This window comes from Propioniciclava sp. MC1683, assembly GCF_014164675.1.
GTDB lineage: Bacteria > Actinomycetota > Actinomycetes > Propionibacteriales > Propionibacteriaceae > Propioniciclava.
This window is the reverse complement of record NZ_JACJFX010000019.1, coordinates 1-16,838: the sequence shown is the minus strand read 5'-3', so window position 1 is coordinate 16,838 and position 16,838 is coordinate 1. Positions and strand designations below refer to the sequence as shown.

At 69.4% G+C, this 16,838-nt stretch carries 16 protein-coding genes and 1 pseudogene; 8 read left to right on the top strand and 9 right to left on the bottom strand.

Annotated elements, in window-relative coordinates; all coding sequences use genetic code 11:
• Nucleotides 1-36: 36 nt before the first annotated feature.
• On the bottom strand, nt 37-1,773 hold the full coding sequence (locus tag H5397_RS11635; protein WP_182817602.1) for an ATP-binding protein: 1,737 nt from the start codon (nt 1,771-1,773) through the stop codon (nt 37-39).
• 436 nt (nt 1,774-2,209) lie between these two features.
• On the opposite strand from H5397_RS11635, the gene brxD reads away from it, so the two are divergent.
• A complete protein-coding gene (brxD, locus tag H5397_RS11630) occupies nt 2,210-3,544 on the top strand; it encodes a BREX system ATP-binding protein BrxD (protein ID WP_182817601.1) in 1,335 nt (444 codons plus the stop codon).
• Nucleotides 3,544-5,679, top strand: coding sequence for a DEAD/DEAH box helicase (locus H5397_RS11625; protein WP_182817599.1), 2,136 nt, complete (start codon nt 3,544-3,546; stop codon nt 5,677-5,679). The genes brxD and H5397_RS11625 overlap by 1 nt, the downstream gene beginning before the upstream one ends.
• 15 nt (nt 5,680-5,694) lie before the next feature.
• On the opposite strand, the gene H5397_RS11620 is transcribed toward H5397_RS11625, so the two are convergent.
• The 4 genes from H5397_RS11620 to H5397_RS11605 form a co-directional block, all read right to left on the bottom strand.
• Nucleotides 5,695-6,456 (bottom strand): hypothetical protein, encoded by a 762-nt coding sequence (locus tag H5397_RS11620; RefSeq protein ID WP_182817598.1) that lies wholly within the window; start codon nt 6,454-6,456, stop codon nt 5,695-5,697.
• Nucleotides 6,456-6,905 carry a hypothetical protein gene (locus H5397_RS11615; RefSeq protein WP_182817596.1) on the bottom strand — a complete coding sequence of 150 codons (450 nt, stop codon included), beginning with the start codon at nt 6,903-6,905 and terminating at the stop codon, nt 6,456-6,458. Before H5397_RS11615 ends, H5397_RS11620 begins: the two co-directional genes overlap by 1 nt.
• A complete protein-coding gene (locus tag H5397_RS11610) occupies nt 6,902-7,207 on the bottom strand; it encodes a hypothetical protein (protein ID WP_182817594.1) in 306 nt (101 codons plus the stop codon). Before H5397_RS11610 ends, H5397_RS11615 begins: the two co-directional genes overlap by 4 nt.
• A gap of 86 nt (nt 7,208-7,293) precedes the next feature.
• Entirely contained in the window at nt 7,294-7,569 is a 276-nt protein-coding gene (locus H5397_RS11605; RefSeq protein WP_182817592.1) for a hypothetical protein, read from the bottom strand.
• 146 nt (nt 7,570-7,715) lie between these two features.
• Here H5397_RS11605 and H5397_RS11600 point away from each other — a divergent pair, with 146 nt between their 5' ends.
• The gene (locus tag H5397_RS11600) at nt 7,716-9,830 is read left to right on the top strand and encodes a hypothetical protein (RefSeq protein ID WP_220492221.1); all 2,115 of its coding nucleotides are present in this window, start codon (nt 7,716-7,718) and stop codon (nt 9,828-9,830) included.
• Nucleotides 9,831-9,857: 27 nt separating this feature from the next.
• Here the strand turns inward: H5397_RS11600 and H5397_RS11595 are convergent, their stop codons facing one another.
• The gene (locus tag H5397_RS11595; protein WP_182817590.1) at nt 9,858-10,154 is read right to left on the bottom strand and encodes a hypothetical protein; all 297 of its coding nucleotides are present in this window, start codon (nt 10,152-10,154) and stop codon (nt 9,858-9,860) included.
• Between the two features lie 252 nt (nt 10,155-10,406).
• Here H5397_RS11595 and H5397_RS18350 point away from each other — a divergent pair, with 252 nt between their 5' ends.
• Nucleotides 10,407-11,375, top strand: coding sequence for an L-lactate dehydrogenase (locus H5397_RS18350; RefSeq protein ID WP_182817588.1), 969 nt, complete (start codon nt 10,407-10,409; stop codon nt 11,373-11,375).
• A 305-nt stretch (nt 11,376-11,680) separates the two neighbouring features.
• Here H5397_RS18350 and H5397_RS18345 read toward each other — a convergent pair.
• Nucleotides 11,681-12,499 (bottom strand): annotated as a pseudogene (locus H5397_RS18345) (HAD hydrolase family protein); the annotation flags it as partial.
• Nucleotides 12,500-13,019: 520 nt separating this feature from the next.
• Here H5397_RS18345 and H5397_RS11580 point away from each other — a divergent pair.
• Together H5397_RS11580 and H5397_RS11575 are read left to right on the top strand one after the other, a co-directional pair.
• The gene (locus H5397_RS11580; protein WP_182817587.1) at nt 13,020-13,346 is read left to right on the top strand and encodes a helix-turn-helix transcriptional regulator; all 327 of its coding nucleotides are present in this window, start codon (nt 13,020-13,022) and stop codon (nt 13,344-13,346) included.
• A gap of 2 nt (nt 13,347-13,348) precedes the next feature.
• Nucleotides 13,349-13,834, top strand: a complete 486-nt coding sequence (locus H5397_RS11575; protein WP_182817586.1) for an SRPBCC domain-containing protein — start codon at nt 13,349-13,351, stop codon at nt 13,832-13,834.
• Between the two features lie 49 nt (nt 13,835-13,883).
• On the opposite strand, the gene H5397_RS11570 is transcribed toward H5397_RS11575, so the two are convergent.
• On the bottom strand, nt 13,884-14,249 hold the full coding sequence (locus H5397_RS11570) for a hypothetical protein (RefSeq protein ID WP_182817584.1): 366 nt from the start codon (nt 14,247-14,249) through the stop codon (nt 13,884-13,886).
• Entirely contained in the window at nt 14,249-14,779 is a 531-nt protein-coding gene (locus tag H5397_RS11565) for a PadR family transcriptional regulator (protein ID WP_182817583.1), read from the bottom strand. Before H5397_RS11565 ends, H5397_RS11570 begins: the two co-directional genes overlap by 1 nt.
• A gap of 501 nt (nt 14,780-15,280) precedes the next feature.
• On the opposite strand from H5397_RS11565, the gene H5397_RS17690 reads away from it, so the two are divergent.
• Together H5397_RS17690 and H5397_RS11555 are read left to right on the top strand one after the other, a co-directional pair.
• A complete protein-coding gene (locus H5397_RS17690) occupies nt 15,281-15,388 on the top strand; it encodes a HepT-like ribonuclease domain-containing protein (RefSeq protein WP_220492218.1) in 108 nt (35 codons plus the stop codon).
• A 644-nt stretch (nt 15,389-16,032) separates the two neighbouring features.
• A complete protein-coding gene (locus H5397_RS11555; RefSeq protein ID WP_182817582.1) occupies nt 16,033-16,587 on the top strand; it encodes a hypothetical protein in 555 nt (184 codons plus the stop codon).
• Nucleotides 16,588-16,838: the final 251 nt, after the last annotated feature.

Sequence of the window (16,838 nt, the reverse complement as noted above, 5' to 3'; positions counted from 1 at the left end):
GAGAACAGCGAAGTCCTGCACCCAGACCAACTGACGTCACTCCTCACCGAAGGGCTCGTCCAACGACAGTGGGGATTGCGTGTCTGCTGTTTGGGGCCGCGGGCGGCGAGTTGCAGGGAATCTGGGCCCGGGACCGTAGGTCACGGCCGGTCCGCGCGTAGCCTTGCTGGTCTTGACAAGCACTCCCCGGTCCACGAGGTCCGAAAGGATGCGGGATGCCGTCGCGGGCCGGACGTCGAACATGGTTTGGACGACGCGACCCGTGATGGTGCCGACTTCTCGCACCACGGTCACGATCTTGTGATCGGTGTCGTCCCCGGAACGTGCTCGATAGGAGACCGCCACCCCCAAAGCACGAATGGCTTCGCCGACCAGGCGGTACTCGCCCTTGGTGCTGCGAGCGGTGTCGGCGGTCCGTTCGATCAGTGCCACACCAGGAGCGGACAACTCCAGGAGTTTGGCCTCAACATCTGCTTCTGGTTTCTGGACGAGCTTGGACATCCGCGCCGCTGTGGTCGTCCGGTGATCCAGCAGGTAGAGCAACACCAGCAGCGTGTCTGGGTCACCGCGGCGATCCTCTGGTAGGTCAGCGACGAAACGCGCCAACGGCTCGTTGGGAGGCCCGCCGACCAGGAGTGCCTCGACCGTGAGCCCATCGGTGGAGAACTGTGGTGGCTGGTGGCCCACCGCGGTCATTGACGCGTACATGCGATCCACCCCTACCCCCGCTGATTCAGCGAGCCCCAGAGCACGAACCGCCTGCGCCAGCGCGAGGTTCCGGCAACGGGACGACACCGTCAAGACGTTGTCGACGGTGACCCCGGGGACGAACCCCCCGGGCGACGTCACGCGCAGCCTGCTGGCGTCGTGCTCCAATCTGATCACGTCCGACGTGCGGTAGTCCCGATGCATGAAGGCATTGACGACCGCCTCTCGGACTGCCGTATCGGGCAAGTCACCGATCAGCAACTGCTGACCTCCTGGTGTGAGGATCGCCGTCCGATTGATTCGCCCCTCGATCAGTTCCAGGACACGCCGGATCGCGTTCACCCCGGGCCCCTTGATCATGTCGTTCGCCGACAACAACCCCGAGTTCGCGGCTCGGCGAACGTACTGCACGTGGTCACGACCTGTGTCCGTGAACAGCAGAGCACCACCGTTGGTGAAGCTGCCATCGGTGACGACACCCAACCTGCTGCACACGTCTGGCCATGGCAAACGCGTCCAGGAACTCCGCTCCTGGTCGGCGGCCTGGGACAAGAGTTCACGCACCAGCGCCTCCGCGACCGGGCTCACGCTGGCCAGAGGCACTCCAGAATCCTTGCTGGACCAGTCGTCGCCCCGGCGGTCGGACAACACCGTCGCGATGCGCGTGGCGTTCATGGGCCGACACGACATGCCGACACGCTCGGTGGCGCGCCCAGCCACTTGGTGGACGTCTGGGCTTCGGGGCACGGTGACCACCGTCAACGCGACGTCACGGTAGGACACAGTGTCCGCGATCACGATCAGCCCGGGCTCGGTCAGCTCGTAGATCCTGCCCACCGTTCTCACCGGATCGAGCGGTGACCCGATGAAGGCCTCCGGACCGGCAACCGCGTCCTGCACACCCACCACGATCGAGCCACCTTGGGCGTTGGCGAAGCAGGCGGACGCCTCGGCGAGGTCCTTCAACGCGTCGCCGATCGACCGGCCCACCGTCTTGAAGTCCAACCTGGTGCTCTCCAGATCGGCCGCCCGGCCACCATTCCAGATGGAGTCCAGCTCAGACATCACATCCATGGCCCGACCTTTCCCGTTCTTTTGACCTTCTCCTGCATGTCATCCTAGATCAAAACTCCGGAATGAACGCCGCGTCCCGGTGGTGTGGTCCGACCTAGCCACCCAAGCCGTGACACGGGAGCCGCTCTACTCACCGAGCAGTACGGCATCGGCCTCACCCAGCGGCCGCCGCAGGAAGGCCTTGTGCTCCCAAGTACCGCCGCCCGGAGAGATACCGAGATCGCAACGAGGCCAGGCATGTCTGCGTTCTGGAACAGTTCGCGACCCACAATGAAACACAACAGGGTCTTGTGGATAGTTGCGTCGATGAAAGTTCTCCAGAACACCGGGCGGGCGGGCGGCCTGCTCGAAGCTACTCTCAACCGTTGAGAGTAGTTGCGAGTAGTTTCGAGTGACCGCCGACTTCCTTCGACCACGGAAAGCAACCATGAGTCACGTCTCACCACGCCGACGCCGTGAGGTCATCGACGCACTCCGTCGCGGCACCGTCCCCGCCAATGGCTTGGACCTGCTCGCGGTCGGGCTGGAGCGCTTCGAGACCGCTCTCGACACCGAACTCGACGCCGTGAGCGCGGGATCGGCCGTTTTCAAGGCCGTCCGCGGCGAGTACGGCTCGGGCAAGACGTTCTTCACGCGTCACCTCGCCGAGCGGGCCCTGCGCCGAGGCTGGGCCACCGCCGAGGTGCAGATCTCCGAGACCGAGACCCCGCTCCACAAGCTGGAGACCGTCTACCGCCGCATCACCGAATCCCTGCGCACGGCCACGGTGCCGCCGAGCGCGTTCCGCGCCGTGCTGGACAGTTGGCTGTTCACCCTCGAGTCGGACGCCATCGCCGGCGATCCGACGCTCGCCGAGGCGTCCGACTCCACGCTGACCGATGCGGTGGATCGGTTGCTGGAGTCACGGCTGGCGACCGTGTCGAGCCGGACGCCGGCGTTCGCACAGGCCCTACGCGGCTATCGGGCGGCGTCCCTGGCCAGCGACGCCCCGACCGCCGATGGGCTCGCGGCGTGGGTGGGCGGCCAGCCGCACGTGGCGGCATCCATCAAGCGCACCGCGGGGCTGCGCGGTGACCTGGACCACTTCGGCGCCATGGCGTTCCTCCAAGGTCTGCTCACTGTGCTGCAGGACGCCGGACACCCCGGCCTCCTCGTCGTCCTCGACGAGGTCGAAACCCTGCAGCGAGTCCGTGGCGACGTGCGCGACAAGGCACTCAACGCACTACGCCAACTCATCGACGAGGTCGACGCCGGCCGCTACCCAGGCCTGTACCTCCTCATCACCGGCACGCCCGCCTTCTTCGAGGGCCCCTCCGGCCTCAAGAGGCTGCCACCGCTGGCTCAGCGCGTCCACACCGACTTCACCACCGACTCGCGGTTCGACAACCCGCGCGCCGTCCAGGTACGCCTGCCCGGCTTCACCCGCGACAGCCTGGTCGAGCTCGGGGCGAAGGTTCGCGACCTCTACGCCGACGGCGCCGACGCCGGGGACCGGGTGCTTGCCCTGGTGGGCGACGCCTACCTCGGTGACCTGGCGGACGCGGTGGCCGGGTCGCTCGGCGGCCGGATCGGGGTGGCGCCCCGGGTGTTCCTGAAGAAGCTCGTCGGGGACGTCCTCGACCGCGTCGACCAGTTCCCCGACTTCGACCCACGCGTCCACTACGCACTCACGCTGTCCGAGGGCGAGCTGAGCGAGGTGGAGCGCAACGCCGCGCGCGGGGCGTCTGACCTGGACGCCATCGACCTCGACCCGGCGCCCTGATGTCGGGGTTCGACGCGCTCCACCCGGTGGTGCAGCACCACATCGTCAACGACCTGGGTTGGCATGCGTTGCGGCCGCTGCAGGAGGCGGCCATCGACCCGCTCCTCGCCGGCGAGGACGCCCTGCTGCTCGCGCCAACCGCGGGCGGCAAAACCGAGGCCGCCGTGTTCCCGCTCCTCACGAGGATGGCCCACGAGTCTTGGGCGGGCACGTCGGTGCTCTACGTCTGCCCGCTGCGCGCCCTGCTGAACAACCTCGAGCCGCGTGTCGACGCCTACGCCGCATGGCTCGGCCGGCGGGCCGTCGTTCGGCACGGGGACACCTCCCAAGGCACCCGGCGGCGCATGCTGGTGGAGCGGCCCGACATTCTCATGACGACGCCGGAGTCGATCGAGGCGATGCTGGTCTCCTCGACGATCGACCCCCATGCCGTCTTGGCAGACGTGCGCGCGGTTGTCGTCGACGAGGTCCACGCGTTCGCCGGCGACGACCGTGGCTGGCACCTCCTCGCCGTGCTCGAACGGCTCTCCAGCCTGACCGGGCGTCGATTGCAGCGGGTGGGGTTGTCTGCGACGGTGGGCAACGCTTCCGAATTGCTCGGGTGGCTGCAGGGATCCAACCGCGATCGGACGCCAGCCCGCGTGGTCGCACCCGAGGCGTCCGGAGCCGGTGCCGCACCCGACGTGGCACTCGACTACGTGGGGTCGATGACCAACGCCGCGACCGTGGTCGCGAAACTGCACCCCGGCGAGAAGCGGCTGGTGTTCGCCGACTCCCGCCGCTCCGTCGAGCAGCTCGGCGTCCGCCTTGGAGAGCTGGACGTGGAGACGTACGTGTCCCACTCGAGCCTCTCCGCGGCCGAGCGACGACGCTCCGAGGCCGCATTCGCCGAAGCCCAGGACTGCGTGATCGTCGCCACCTCGACCCTCGAGCTCGGCATCGACGTCGGCGACCTCGACCGGGTGCTGCAGGTCGGCGCCCCCACCACCGTCGCCTCGTTCCTCCAACGACTCGGCCGCACCGGACGCCGTCCCGGCACCGCGCGGAACATGACGCTCCTCGCCGTGGACGACAACGAGCTGCTGCGCGGGGCCGGGCTGCTACTCCTCTGGTCGGAGGGAAACGTCGAGTCGATCACCGCTCCCCCGTCACCGAACCACATCGCCGCGCAGCAGGTGATGGCGCTCGCGCTCCAGGAAGCGCAGGTCGGACGCCACACCTGGCCCGACTGGCTCGGCGGCCTCAAACTCGCCGCACCGGACGAGGCCGAAAGAATCGTGGACGGCATGCTGGGGCTTGGGGTGTTGGACGAGGACACCGGGATGCTGTTCGTCGGCCCCGAAGCAGAACGCCGCTACGGCCGCCGTCACTTCATGGAGCTGATGAGCGTCTTCACCTCAGACCCCCAGGTCACCGTCCTCCACGGACGCACAGAGATCGGAACCGTCGACCCGATGGTGCTCCTCACCAAGGTGAACGGGCCCCGCTGCCTCGCGCTCGCCGGGCGGTCTTGGACCGTCACCCACGTCGACTGGACCCGACGCCGCGCCCACGTCGAACCCGCCGAGGGCCCCGGATTGGCCCGCTGGCTCGGGTCATCCTCACCACTGCGCGGCCGTCTGGTTGACGCGATGAGGCGGGTACTGCTCGGAGAGATCCCGGACGGGACCGTGCTGTCGGCCCGGGCGTCCCGACGGCTGAACGAACTACGGGACGAGCTGGGCCACCGGGTGGACGCCACTCGCACCGTCGTGCTGCACGACGCCGATGGTTGCCGCTGGTGGACGTGGGCCGGCGGCCGCGCCAATGCGGTTCTGCACGCGGCGCTGGAGGCGGTGGACCCGCGGCTGCTCGATCCGGACGCCACCTACGCCAACGACCACATCACCCTCCGGTCCGACGCCACAACGTCCGACCTCTCAGCAGCCTTGGCCACCGCGACCAAGAGGTTCGGTGAGCACCTCGCCGGCGTCGAACCCGTGATCACCCAACGCGCCATCCAAGACCTCAAGTTCGGCGACCTGCTGCCCGAGGACTTGGCCGTCCGCACGCTGGCCGAGCGTCTGGCTGACCACTCCGGCGCCGCCAAGGTGCTTGCGGAACCTCGGGTCGAACGACGGCTCGGGTTGACCTGATCCATCAATCGATGGTTACCGAGCGGGGTTGGGTTGTGCGGCCTCCGTGAGCCATTCCTCCCAAGCGCGCCGCGAGAACGGCATCGCATAGCTGAAGGTGAGGAATGCGGCGATCACGATCAGTGACACCCAACGCCCGGCCTGTGCTTCGAGCACTAGGGCGATCAGCCCGACCAAGAACCGCATGCGCCAGGCGAACTGAACCAAGGGGATCCAGACGAGCCGGTGTCCGATCGCTCTTGCGAGGCCGCGAATGATGTCCCAAGGGATGGTCCAGATCGTCCAGAGCAGGTCGAAGCGAGTGTGACCGCTTCGGAGGCGTCCGATGCCTTGGGCGATGAGGGCGGCCATCTGGTGGGCGTTGATGCCATTGGCAACGTAGGCGTCGACGATGTCCCGTCGCATCAGGAGGTGCCGGCGTCCGCCTGTGGCGATGGGTGGTCCGTGGGTGACGATCCGGAGAGTGACATCGGAGGTGTCGGAGTGGTGGATGGCGATTCGCCAAGCTACGGCGAGTCGGGGCGCTTCGCTGGCGGTGGGCCGGCGAGCGCGATACAGGACCCGGACGACGGCGTCTGCGCCCAAGCCAGTGGCGGCCAGTGCCGCCGAGGTGATGCCCAGGATGGTCGCCAAGAAGGCCACCGCTGGCGGCAAGAGAGCGAGGATCATCAGCCAGAGCAGGCTGGCGATGATGAGGTCGGGGATCACGACGGCGGCCTTGAGTAGCAGGCCAAAGGCCTTGCTACGCCGCGGCGTTGTCGTGATCGGGTTGGTCATCAGGAGTCGACCTGATCGTCGAAGAGGGTGGGGTCCTCGTCGTCTTCGTCGTGGTAGCCCTGCTCGCTGATGGCAGCTTGTGCGGCTTCGAGGAGTTCGCCCAGCTCGGCCGCCTTCCGGGTCGCTTGGTTGAGCAGGAGGGTGGCCTCGAGGACCGAATCGACGGGATCCCGGGCGTCGTAGACCTGGTACAGCTCCAGCGACTTCTGCAGTCCGCGCGTCAGCTGGGACAACGCCTGTGGCAGGAGGTGGCCGACTCCCTTGAGTTCGCCGAGGACGCGGTACAGCGTCGGCGCCGGAATGGGACCGTGGTGGGTCAGGTGGTTGATGGCCCGGATGGACTCGCGGGCCACCTCGGGCCAGCCGGCCACGTACTCGCCCTTGTCGGTGTAACCGACCAGGCAGCGGCCGCCGTGGAGGAGGTTCTCGACATTGGGGGTGACGGTCATGAGGGTTCTCCTTCGGGGTGGAGGTTGGCGAGCCGGGCGGCTTCCTTCGAGGTGGTCTGACCGTCGGTCCAGGTGACGAGCTCGGCGATGGTGAGGCCCTCCGCGAGCATCGAGCGGATTGCGGCGCCGGCTTGCTGCTCGAGGGCGTCCCGCTCGCGCAAGGCGACGATCAGGGCGAGGACCGCGGCGTCCAGTCGCTTGTCTCGTTCCGCCGTCTGTGCCCGCCGCTTCGCCTGGGCTGCGATGGCAGCCTGCCGGGCGGCGCGGCGGACCGACTGCCCGCTGGTCTTGGTGTCTGCCATGGCCTCGCTCCTGGTGTGGTGGTCCTCTCACCCTCCAGAAGTGATCAGAAGCGCCCTCCACGGACACCGGGCCGGATCTTTCCCAGTCAGTCGCCTTCAGATTGCGTGGACGCCGGGGTGAGCAGCCTGCTGTCGATCAGTTGGAGGCTGGCTTCGCCCGGGGCGTCCGAGAGGGCGACCTTGCCCCACCACTTGCCTTCGGCGCCCCGCACCCAGGCGACGAGGAGGCCGGCCTGACGTCCGGCTGTCGTCTTGACCCACACGTGCCGGGCAGGATCCACGGGGCGTTCGTCCAGCGTGGCGTTCATGGCCGCCACGCGCTCGCCGAGCGTCCCGAACTCGGAGCGGATCCTGGACGACACATGGTTCAAGGTAACCACCTGCCCGGACACTCAAGCACCCGCCTCGACCCCACAGAGGGCAGGATGGAGAAGGAGACGGCACGTCCGGATGCCAGGCGAGGAGCAGCGACATGGGATCACCCCACCTTGTTCGAGACGAGCTCGACTTGGGCGTCATCTTGCGCGACGTGGCCACGAGCGACCAGTCGGACGTGGTGGTGGTCCTCACGACACGGACCGGCCAACACCGTCCGGACTACGACGCCGAGGAGCTGGCCCGGCAGGTACCCGAGGCCCGTGTCGTGGTGGTGCCGGCCCACCTGTCTGGCAGGGCCCTGGCCCAGAGGCTGGGCGAGGACCTGTCCGTGTTCGGTGGAGCGGCGCGGGTTTATCCGGTCCGCCGCGGCTCTGCCGGGTACGTGGCACCGGTGTTTGCGACTCAGTTTCGGCCAGCGGGCGAGGTGTTCCCCCAGCTTGTGCTGGCCGCGAAGAACGCCGTGGCTCGTCTTACACGCGAGGTGGCGGCGACCTCCGCCTCGGGTGACGCGGTCGCTGGCGTGGCCACCCTGCCCCCAGCGGATCGAGCGGGCGTCATCCAGATCGACACGCCAGAACTTGCCCGAGTGTTTGCGCAGCACCTCCTCGAACCCGGCAGGACCAAGCCAACCTTGTTGGTGACCCGGCGCGCCGGCTCGACCACGCCCGAGGTCGACGTCGACCAGATCCTCACCGAGGTTGCCGGCCTCGTCGACGTGGTCGAGATGGGAACCGGCGCTGCCTCGTGGGCATTCGCTGACGCTCTGGCGCACTTCCCCGGGACCGAGTGCTACGGCGGAGCGGCGCGCGTCTACCCCACCGGCCTGGACTGGACCACCAACCTGAACCGGTCCCCGCTCCGGTTTACGTGGAACCCGAGCGACGCCGCGGCGTCCACCGAAGCGCTCATCCGCGACGCTCTTGCCGCCACCCACGCCAGTGGTCACGAAACCGCTCCCGAAGCTTCCAGGAAGGCCGAAGGCAAGGTCCAGGGCATCGTGTCCGGACGCATCTTGGTCGCGCTCGCCGGCGGGGGCAACGCCACCATCTGGCCCGAGCTCACCACCCCCAACGTGGGGGCCGACCAGCTCGCCGTCGCCGGCATGAAGGTGTCGGGACTGCTCGACCGGAACACCGGACGCCTCGACGTGACCGGCTCTCTTGTGCCGCCCGGCCAAGCATTGATCGACTACCGGCCTGGGAGCCAGGTGTTGGGTCGGGTGGTCGCCGTGGAGCGCGAGTTGGCCGTCCTTGAGTTGTTCCCCGAGGTGCAGGTTGCCCTGCCCGCGGAAGCGATCATCGCAGGAAGGTTCATCATCGACGTCCGGCAGTGGCTGAGTGTCGGCGAAACGGTGGTGGCCCGGGTCGTCCAGCCCGGGGACGGAACCGACGACTGGGAGGCGTCCCTCCTCGACATCGATCCAAGCCAAGTACCGCTGGCAGCACCGCCACTCCTGCCCGGAGGTCCTCCGTGGCTCGACCAGCCGACCGAAGACGTGGACGAAGACGACGAGGCGCCCGCTGAGTCGCAGCAACCCGTCTCCCCAGCCCCCCTGGCCCGCCCGCCTGAGGTGGCCGAGGTCCGCCCCGACGATCCTGAGGTCACCCGGTTGGCGGGGGAACTCCGAGCAATGACCGTGGAGCGCGACGCCCTTTCCGCACAACTCGCCCGCCAGAAGCAGGTGTCGACGCGCCTCGACGATCAGTTGAAGACACTGCGCACCCGGGCGCGTTCCTTGGAAGCGCAGGCCGCCCGGGCGACCAAGCGACAGGAGGCTGCTGAGTCGAAGCTGGCGGCCCTGGCCGACGCGCGCGCCGACCGGGAACTGGATCGGGTTGCCTTCCACTTCCCTGAGGAGCAGTTCCGCTACGAGGTCCACCTGGAGTGGGCTCGGCGCATCCCCGCCGCCGAGAAGGCTCGGCTGCCCGAGGGCCAGTACCTGTTGGGTCCCGACTTCCTAACCACGCTCGACGCCTTGGACGAGCGGGACCGAACCAAGGCCGTCGAGGTTGTGGTCGACATCATCACCGGAAGAGTCCACGATCTACCCGGGCGCCAGACACACCAGCTACGCGCCGGGTCCGGTGGCGACGACGCCTACGTCACCCGAGATGATGGCGCCACGTGCTGGCGGGTCTCCCTCCAGCACAAGACGCCACAAGCCCGACGGCTCCACTTCTGGATGCTCGCGGACGGAACATACGAACTCTCCTCGGTTCGCAGGCACGACGACATGACTCCCTGACACATAGGGGTGGGCGCGTCATCAGCGTCACGACGCGTGCTTGGATCGCGGGAACGCCTCGTGGAGTCGCCACTGAAGTTCAGCGATCCGGTCCGCGGCCAGAGGTCCGGGCGCTGCCAGGAGCTTGGCGAGCTTCTTCGGCCACAGCACACCCACGTCCCGGACCATGAAGTCACCACCGATCACCGGCCAGTCCGCGTCGATGAAGCACAACATCCCCCGCACGGGTACGTCCGGTTCATCAGCCAAGGCGGCCCGGACGAGCCCCACCTGCTTGTCGACACCGTCGACCAGATTCGTCCGGTCACGCCCGCCGACCAGCATACGAGAATCCTGCCCGCCGTCCAATCTTTGTCAAGGGTCTGTCGAAACTTTGTTCACCTCCGCGGGAGAGCGTCGCGGCGCCCCCCGCGAACCACCCCCTGGGACCCGTCCGCTCCCCGTACGCTGGGCCACGAGCCCGGGACGCCGCGGCGCAGGCCCCCGCCTCTCGGCCGGGACCGGCACGAGGCACGAGGCACACGAATCAGGGATCACACCACCCACGACACGACGCACGAGGCGGAAGGAAGCGCGATGAGCGTTAGCACTGAGGTCCCCGGGGTCCGCCCCTACAAGCTGGGCATCGTCGGCGCCGGAGCGGTCGGCTCGGCGCTGGCCTACGCCAGCCTGATCCGCGGCTCGGCGCGCATCATCAGCCTGTACGACATCAACCCCAAGAAGGTGGACGCCGAGGTCGAGGACCTCACCCACGGCAGCATGTTCACCCCGTCCGAGGTGATGGGGGGCGCCGACCCCGAGGTGCTCCGCGACAGCACGATCATCATCATCACCGCGGGGGCGGCGCAGAAGCCCGGGCAGACCCGGCTCGAACTCGCCGAGGTCAACGCCAAGATCATCAGCGACATGATGCCGACGCTGCTCGGGGTCGCGCCCGACGCGACCTACGTCATCGTGACCAACCCTTGCGACGTCCTCACTGTGGTCGCCCAGCAGGTCAGCGGACTGCCGTCGAGCCGGGTGTTCTCGACCGGGACGCTGCTCGACACCTCCCGCCTGCGGTCGCAGCTCGCGGAACGGGCGGGCGTGTCCGAATCGAACGTGCACGCCTACGTGGTCGGCGAGCACGGCGACTCGGAGTTCCCCAGCTGGTCGAACGCCCACATCGCGAACATGCCCCTGCGCGATTGGGAGGTCGGCGGCGTCCGGGTCTTCACCGACGCGATCCTCGACGAGCTGGCCGAGTCGGTCCGGACCGCCGCCTACCGGGTCATCGAGGGCAAGGGGGCGACCAACTACGCCATCGGCCTCACCGGCAGCTACCTGGTCGAGTCCCTGCTCTCGACCACCCGCCGCGTCCTGCCGCTCAGCAGCGTCCTCGACGACTACTTCGGCGTCTCGGGCGTGGCCCTCTCGGTGCCCTGCCTCATCGGCGGCGCGCAGATCGTGGACACCGTCCACTCCTCGATGACGGCCAGCGAGATCCGCCAGTTCCGCGAGTCGGCCGACGCGGTCCGGGCGACGCTCCGGTCGATCGGACACTGACGGGTCGCCCCTCGGTTTCGGACGCCGGCGCCGCGGCGCAGCCTGGCGCGCCCTCCGTCGCGGGCGCTCAGGTCGTGCGTCGGCGTCCGCCTCGGGAGCCCCGTCCGGACGCGGTGCGCACCGTCGGACCGTGGCCCGAGCACACGACCGGGGCGTCCAGCGCGAGCTGGGCCTCCATCGAGACCGCGGCCTGGCCCTCGTCCGAGGTGTTGGCACCCCGCGAGCAGCGCAACCGGCCGCCGGGGCCCGCCACGACGGAGTCGCCGCAGAACAGGACCCCCAGCTGCGGGGCGTACACCCAGGTGGCCCGGCGTGTGCCCCGGCGTCTCGACGGCGCGCAGGCCTCCGCCGGCCGGCCACTCGTAACCGTCGGCGATCACCTCGTCCACCGTCACCGGCCGGATCGTGACGAACCGCATGACGAGCCCGAAGACGGTCGCCATCAGCCCGGGCTTGAGCTCGCGGGAGGCGCGCCCGGACGCCGCGGCGTCCGCCTCGATCCGGGTGGCGTAGATGCGGGCCCCCGTCGCCTCCTTGAGGGCCGCCAGCGCCCCCACGTGGTCGGGGTCCGCGTGCGTGACGATGATGGTGTGCAGGTCGGCCAGGCGCAGGCGGGCCTGGCCCAGGGCCTTCTCGACCCGCTGCACGGACACGCCGGCGGACGCGTTCGGGTCGCGGACGACGAGGCGGGTCACGTCACTGCCGGCCAGGTCGTCGACGCTGACCAGCTCGATCTCGCCGGTGAGGTCGCCGACCGGGAAGTGCTTGGTGACCCGGAACCCCTCGCCGATCACCTCGACCGCGAGCGCGGCCGTGGGGTGCTCGCGGAGGACCTTCTCGATGACCGCGGCCGGATCGAACGTGCGCACCCGCTCGAGCCGGAACGGCGGGAACGCCACCGTCACCGCCCCGTTGGACGCGATCGCCGGGCCCGGCGGCAGGTCGAGCTGTTCGAAGACGGGACGCGTGGCGTGCCGACTGCATCCGGTCGTGAGGACGACCGGGACGCCGGCCGCCACGACGCGCCGGACCGACCGGCGCACCTGATCGGGGAGCACTCCCTCGTGATCGACGAGCGTCCCGTCGATGTCGAGTGCCACCGCTCGCGGCCTCCAGGCCGCCATGTTCTGTGTTGTCATCTTCCCTCGAGGCCAGCTCGCGGGGGTGACACTCCGGTGAACGCGGGCCGTCGGAGGTGGGAACGCCCTGGAGGGGGGTCGGGTCTCCGGGGGCGGGGCCGATCTGGCCGCGTCCCTCCCGCTCGGGCCGTCCCGGCCGCGTCCCTCCCGCTCGGGCCGTCCCCGCACCACGTCGCTACCGATCGGCCCCTCCCCGCACCACGTCGCTACCGATAATCCGCGTCACTGCCGCTACAGCGGTAGCGAGGACGAAGACCGGTAGCGACGAGCCGAGGATCGGCAGCGAGGACGAAGACCGGTAGCGGCGTCGCACCAGCCACGGAGCCACGACACACCCCACCTCGGACGCGGGGCGGGCGTACACGTGGCCGTGCGGGGCGGGCGTGCGGGGCGGGCGTGCGGGGCGGGCGTGCGGGGCGGCCGTGCGGGCCGGCCGTGCGGGCCGACCGTGGGGCGCCACCGCCACCCCTTGCCACCTACAACCAGTCGGTTGTACATTTCCAGGGTGACCGAGCAGGACGAGGATCGGGCGGACGCCTTCTTCCACGCCCTCGCCGACCGGACCAGGCGGGACATCCTCCGCCGGGTGCTGGCCGGGGAACACTCGGTCACGGCACTCGCGGCGTCCTACGACATGAGCTTCGCCGCGGTGCAGAAGCACGTCGCCGTGCTCGAACGAGCCGGCCTCGTGACGAAGCGTCGCCACGGTCGCGAGCAGTTGGCGAGCGGCGACGTGACGGCGGTCCGCTCGGTCGCCTCGTTGCTGGACGAGTTCGAACTCGTCTGGCGCGGCCGGATCGACCGCATCGACGCACTCATCCGAGAGGACTGACCATGCCCGTCACCGCTATCTCCAAGGACCTCGACTCCTGCACGTTCGTCATCACCGCCCGGTTCGCGGCCCCCGTCGAGCGCGTCTGGCAGGTGTACGCCGACCCGCGGCAACTCGAGCGGGTCTGGGGTCCGCCCACGTACCCCGCCACCGTCGTCGACCACGACCTGAGGCCCGGCGGCCGCGTCCACTACTACATGACCTCCCCCGAGGGCGAGCGCTTCTACGGGGGCTGGCGCGTCGTGGCCGTCGACGAGCCCATCAGCTTCCAGTTCGAGGACTTCTTCGCGGACGCCGACTTCAACCCCAGCGAGGGCCTGCCGATGTCGCGCAGCGAGTTCGCGTTCACGCCCGCCGAGGGCGGCACCGTGGCCGTGTTCACGACGACCTACGCGACCGCGGAGGAACTCCAGCAGGTGCTCGACATGGGCATGGAGGAGGGCGCCACCGCGGCCACCAACCAGATCGACGCGCTGCTCGCCGCGTGAGGGGGCGGACGCCGTGGGCGCGGGCCGGTCGCGACCCGCACCCTCCGGCTCAGGCACGCCCGAGGAAGACCGCCCCGAGGAACACCGCGTAGGTCGCCCCGGCTCCGGCCGCCAGGACGCCGGAGGCGCGGTTCCACTCGCCCCGGACGGCGGCGATCCCGAACGCGCCGCCCAGGAGGATCCAGACGGCGAGGTGACCGGAGTCCACGACGATCCGTCGCAAGCCCGTCGCCTCCGGCACCTCGACCCCGTCGCCGACCGTCGCGAAGACGGCGGCGATCGACAGGGCCCCCAGGGTCGCCAGGGCGTACCGCGCCCGCGTCCGCGTCCTCCCCGGTCCCGCTGAGCTCGTCCGCGGCTGGGTCGACTCCGCGTCCGCCCGCCGCGCCCGCGTCCGTGCCGCCTCGCTGTCCATCACGCGCCCCTCACCTCGTCGATCCAGTCCACCAGCACTTCGTGGGCGCGGACGCCGTAGGCCAGGGTCGCGCGCTGGTAGGCGAACGCGGTCTGGAGGGACTCGGGCACCGTGGCCGCCGCGCCGTCCAGCTCGGCCGCCAGCGTCCCCAGCGACCCGAGCGCCGAGGTGACCGACTCGCGGATGGTGTCGAGGACGGTCCGGCGTTCCGTCTCGTCGTCGAGCCTGCCGAGCAGGTACACCTTGGCCAGCGCCAGCGTCTCGGCCTGGGAGCCGTCGGGGATCGGCGCCAGCATCCACGCGCGCCACCGTTCCCGTCCCTGCTCCGTGATCGCGTACAGCTTGCGGCCGCGTCCGCCCTCGGCGTCCGAGACGGTCACGGACCCGTCGGCGAGCAGGCCGCGCAGCGCCCGCTGCAGGCTGCCGAAGCTGGCGCTGTAGAACAGCGAGATCCCGGCGCTGAAGTGGCGCCGCACGTCGTAGAGGGACAACGGCCCCGTCAGGAGCAGACCGAGGATCACGAATTGCACGAGCCCAGCGTCACACATCCCTATGAGGGATATCAAGGGCGGTGGGTACGCCCGCGAGCGGCACGTGGGCCGCTGGCGTGGGTGCCCCGGGCGGTGGAGCCCGCCCCGGCGCGGGGTCCGGTCTAGCCGCGGCTCACGACATGACATGCCGCGGCCAGCGCGCTCGCGTGGGGGGTCCATGCCTGACCTGAGGGACTCAGGGGGAGTCTCCGGGTACGCTCGTGGCATGAGCATCGTGACGGCCGATGCGGGATGAGGTCTCGTCCAGCGCTCTGGCCGACTCGGTGCCCCTGTGACGCGGTCCGACCAAGAGCGCTTCTCCGACATCCTTCGGGCAATCCAACGGCCAGAAGTACGAGCCCTATCTCCGGTCCGATGAGTTCGCTGCGATGGCCTATGACGCCGTCCTGCGCAAGCTCGCCGTGATCGGCGAGGCCGTACGCGCCCTGCCGAGCGACACACGAGATCGAATCCCCGATATTCCCGGGCTCGATCGCAGGCTTGCGCAATATCGTCTTTCACGAGTACTTCCGCGTGAACCCCGACCTGATCCTTGACCTCGTCGATCACCAACTCGGCCCTCTGGCCGAGCAGCTACGCAATCTCTGACCGCCTTGATTCCGTCACCCACCCACCCCTGAAGCGAGGCGCGCGCAGTCCTGTGGTGCCGCCGATCGCTCGCGCCGATGGTCGACATCCACGCTCGAGCGCCACAAGGCTGTGATCGGGGGTCCGCCACCAGCGGCTCGGGGCCGGACCACCAGAAGACGAGTCCTGCCACCGCTACCGATGCGACGCCGATCAGGCCAGGACGCCAGGATGCGTACCACCCCAGCGACACGAGCAGCCCCAGCAGGACCAGGAAGCCCGTGGCGACCGGCTGGTCCCCGACCAGGGGCTGCAGGGCGAGACTGGCCGCCGCGATCAGCACCGCGGCGAGTGGTGCCCGTCGACGCAGGGCGAGTGCGGGCACGATCAACACGGAATGCACCAGGTGAGGGACGAGGGGGCCAACGACACGGTCGGCTGCGAGGAGCAACTCGACCTCGGCCACCGCCGTCACCGCCACCCCGAACACGAGGTCGCGTTGCAGCACCGATCCCGGCACGCCCATGGGGCGATGGTAGGACGCCCGCGCGGGCGCTGTCCTCTGCCTCACGAGGGAGACAGAGTGACCGCACGAGCGATCCCTGCGGCATCCCTGCCCTCCTAACGTCAAGGGACCAACCATCGCACCAACGGAAGGACCAGTCATGTCCCTCACCACAACCCCGACCCCACGCCACACCAGCCGTACCGGCCGCCAGGACCGGCATGCCGTCCGGATGTCTGCGGCAGCGGCGGCCGCCCTCCTCATCGCCAACGGCGCCGTCAGCCTGTTCGGAGGAGACCTCACCGACCACACCCGCGGGCCCGGCATGGCCACCGAGATCCTGACAGGCCTGTCCTTCCTCGCCGGCGCCGCCGCCCTAGCATCCGCAGCGCGGGTTCACGGTTGGCGGGCGTGGCTTTGGTGGCTCGCCCCCCTGGGCATGACCATCGCGGGACTCACCATGGTCGGCGTGCCCCTCGCCGGTGCGGAACCACCCACGTGGCTCTTCATCGCCGGCGCCCTCCCGACCTTCATCGGTCAGGTCGCCGTCGGCGTCCTGGGCATCCCGAGCCGTTGGCCCTGGTGGACCGGAGTCGGGGTGGCCCTGCTGATGCCCATCATGTTCCTGGCACCGTTCAACACCGCCTTCATGGCCATCGTGTGGATCGCTGTCGCGCTGACCATCCGAGAGCAGACCCAGCACCGCCTCGCGTGATGTCGGCGTCACCTCGTCGCCCCTATTCCGCCGATGGACCTCGAATCCCACAGCCCCTCCCCACGTCTCCTGCCGCCTAGGGCGTGTCGCGTAACTGATTTGGGTGGTGGGGGTCAGGGTTGTCTTTGTGACCAGGAGTCCTCAGTTCAGTGACGAGATGTGGGCGCGGATTGAGCCGTTGATGCCGCGTGGGGGCGCGAAGGGCGGCCGTCCGTGGAATGACCACCGGCGGACGGTGGAGGGCATCTGTT

Bases quoted from the DNA above. Each gene is read 5' to 3' on its own strand.
- H5397_RS18350 (WP_182817588.1), top strand. From the start codon at position 10,407: ATGAGCGTTAGCACTGAGGTCCCCGGGGTCCGCCCCTACAAGCTGGGC.
- H5397_RS11615 (WP_182817596.1), bottom strand. From the start codon at position 6,905: ATGACCGTCACCCCCAATGTCGAGAACCTCCTCCACGGCGGCCGCTGC.
- H5397_RS11575 (WP_182817586.1), top strand. From the start codon at position 13,349: ATGCCCGTCACCGCTATCTCCAAGGACCTCGACTCCTGCACGTTCGTC.
- H5397_RS11570 (WP_182817584.1), bottom strand. From the start codon at position 14,249: ATGGACAGCGAGGCGGCACGGACGCGGGCGCGGCGGGCGGACGCGGAG.
- H5397_RS11555 (WP_182817582.1), top strand. From the start codon at position 16,033: ATGTCCCTCACCACAACCCCGACCCCACGCCACACCAGCCGTACCGGC.
- H5397_RS11625 (WP_182817599.1), top strand. From the start codon at position 3,544: ATGTCGGGGTTCGACGCGCTCCACCCGGTGGTGCAGCACCACATCGTC.
- H5397_RS11620 (WP_182817598.1), bottom strand. From the start codon at position 6,456: ATGACCAACCCGATCACGACAACGCCGCGGCGTAGCAAGGCCTTTGGC.
- H5397_RS11635 (WP_182817602.1), bottom strand. From the start codon at position 1,773: ATGTCTGAGCTGGACTCCATCTGGAATGGTGGCCGGGCGGCCGATCTG.
- H5397_RS11595 (WP_182817590.1), bottom strand. From the start codon at position 10,154: ATGCTGGTCGGCGGGCGTGACCGGACGAATCTGGTCGACGGTGTCGAC.
- H5397_RS11610 (WP_182817594.1), bottom strand. From the start codon at position 7,207: ATGGCAGACACCAAGACCAGCGGGCAGTCGGTCCGCCGCGCCGCCCGG.
- brxD (WP_182817601.1), top strand. From the start codon at position 2,210: ATGAGTCACGTCTCACCACGCCGACGCCGTGAGGTCATCGACGCACTC.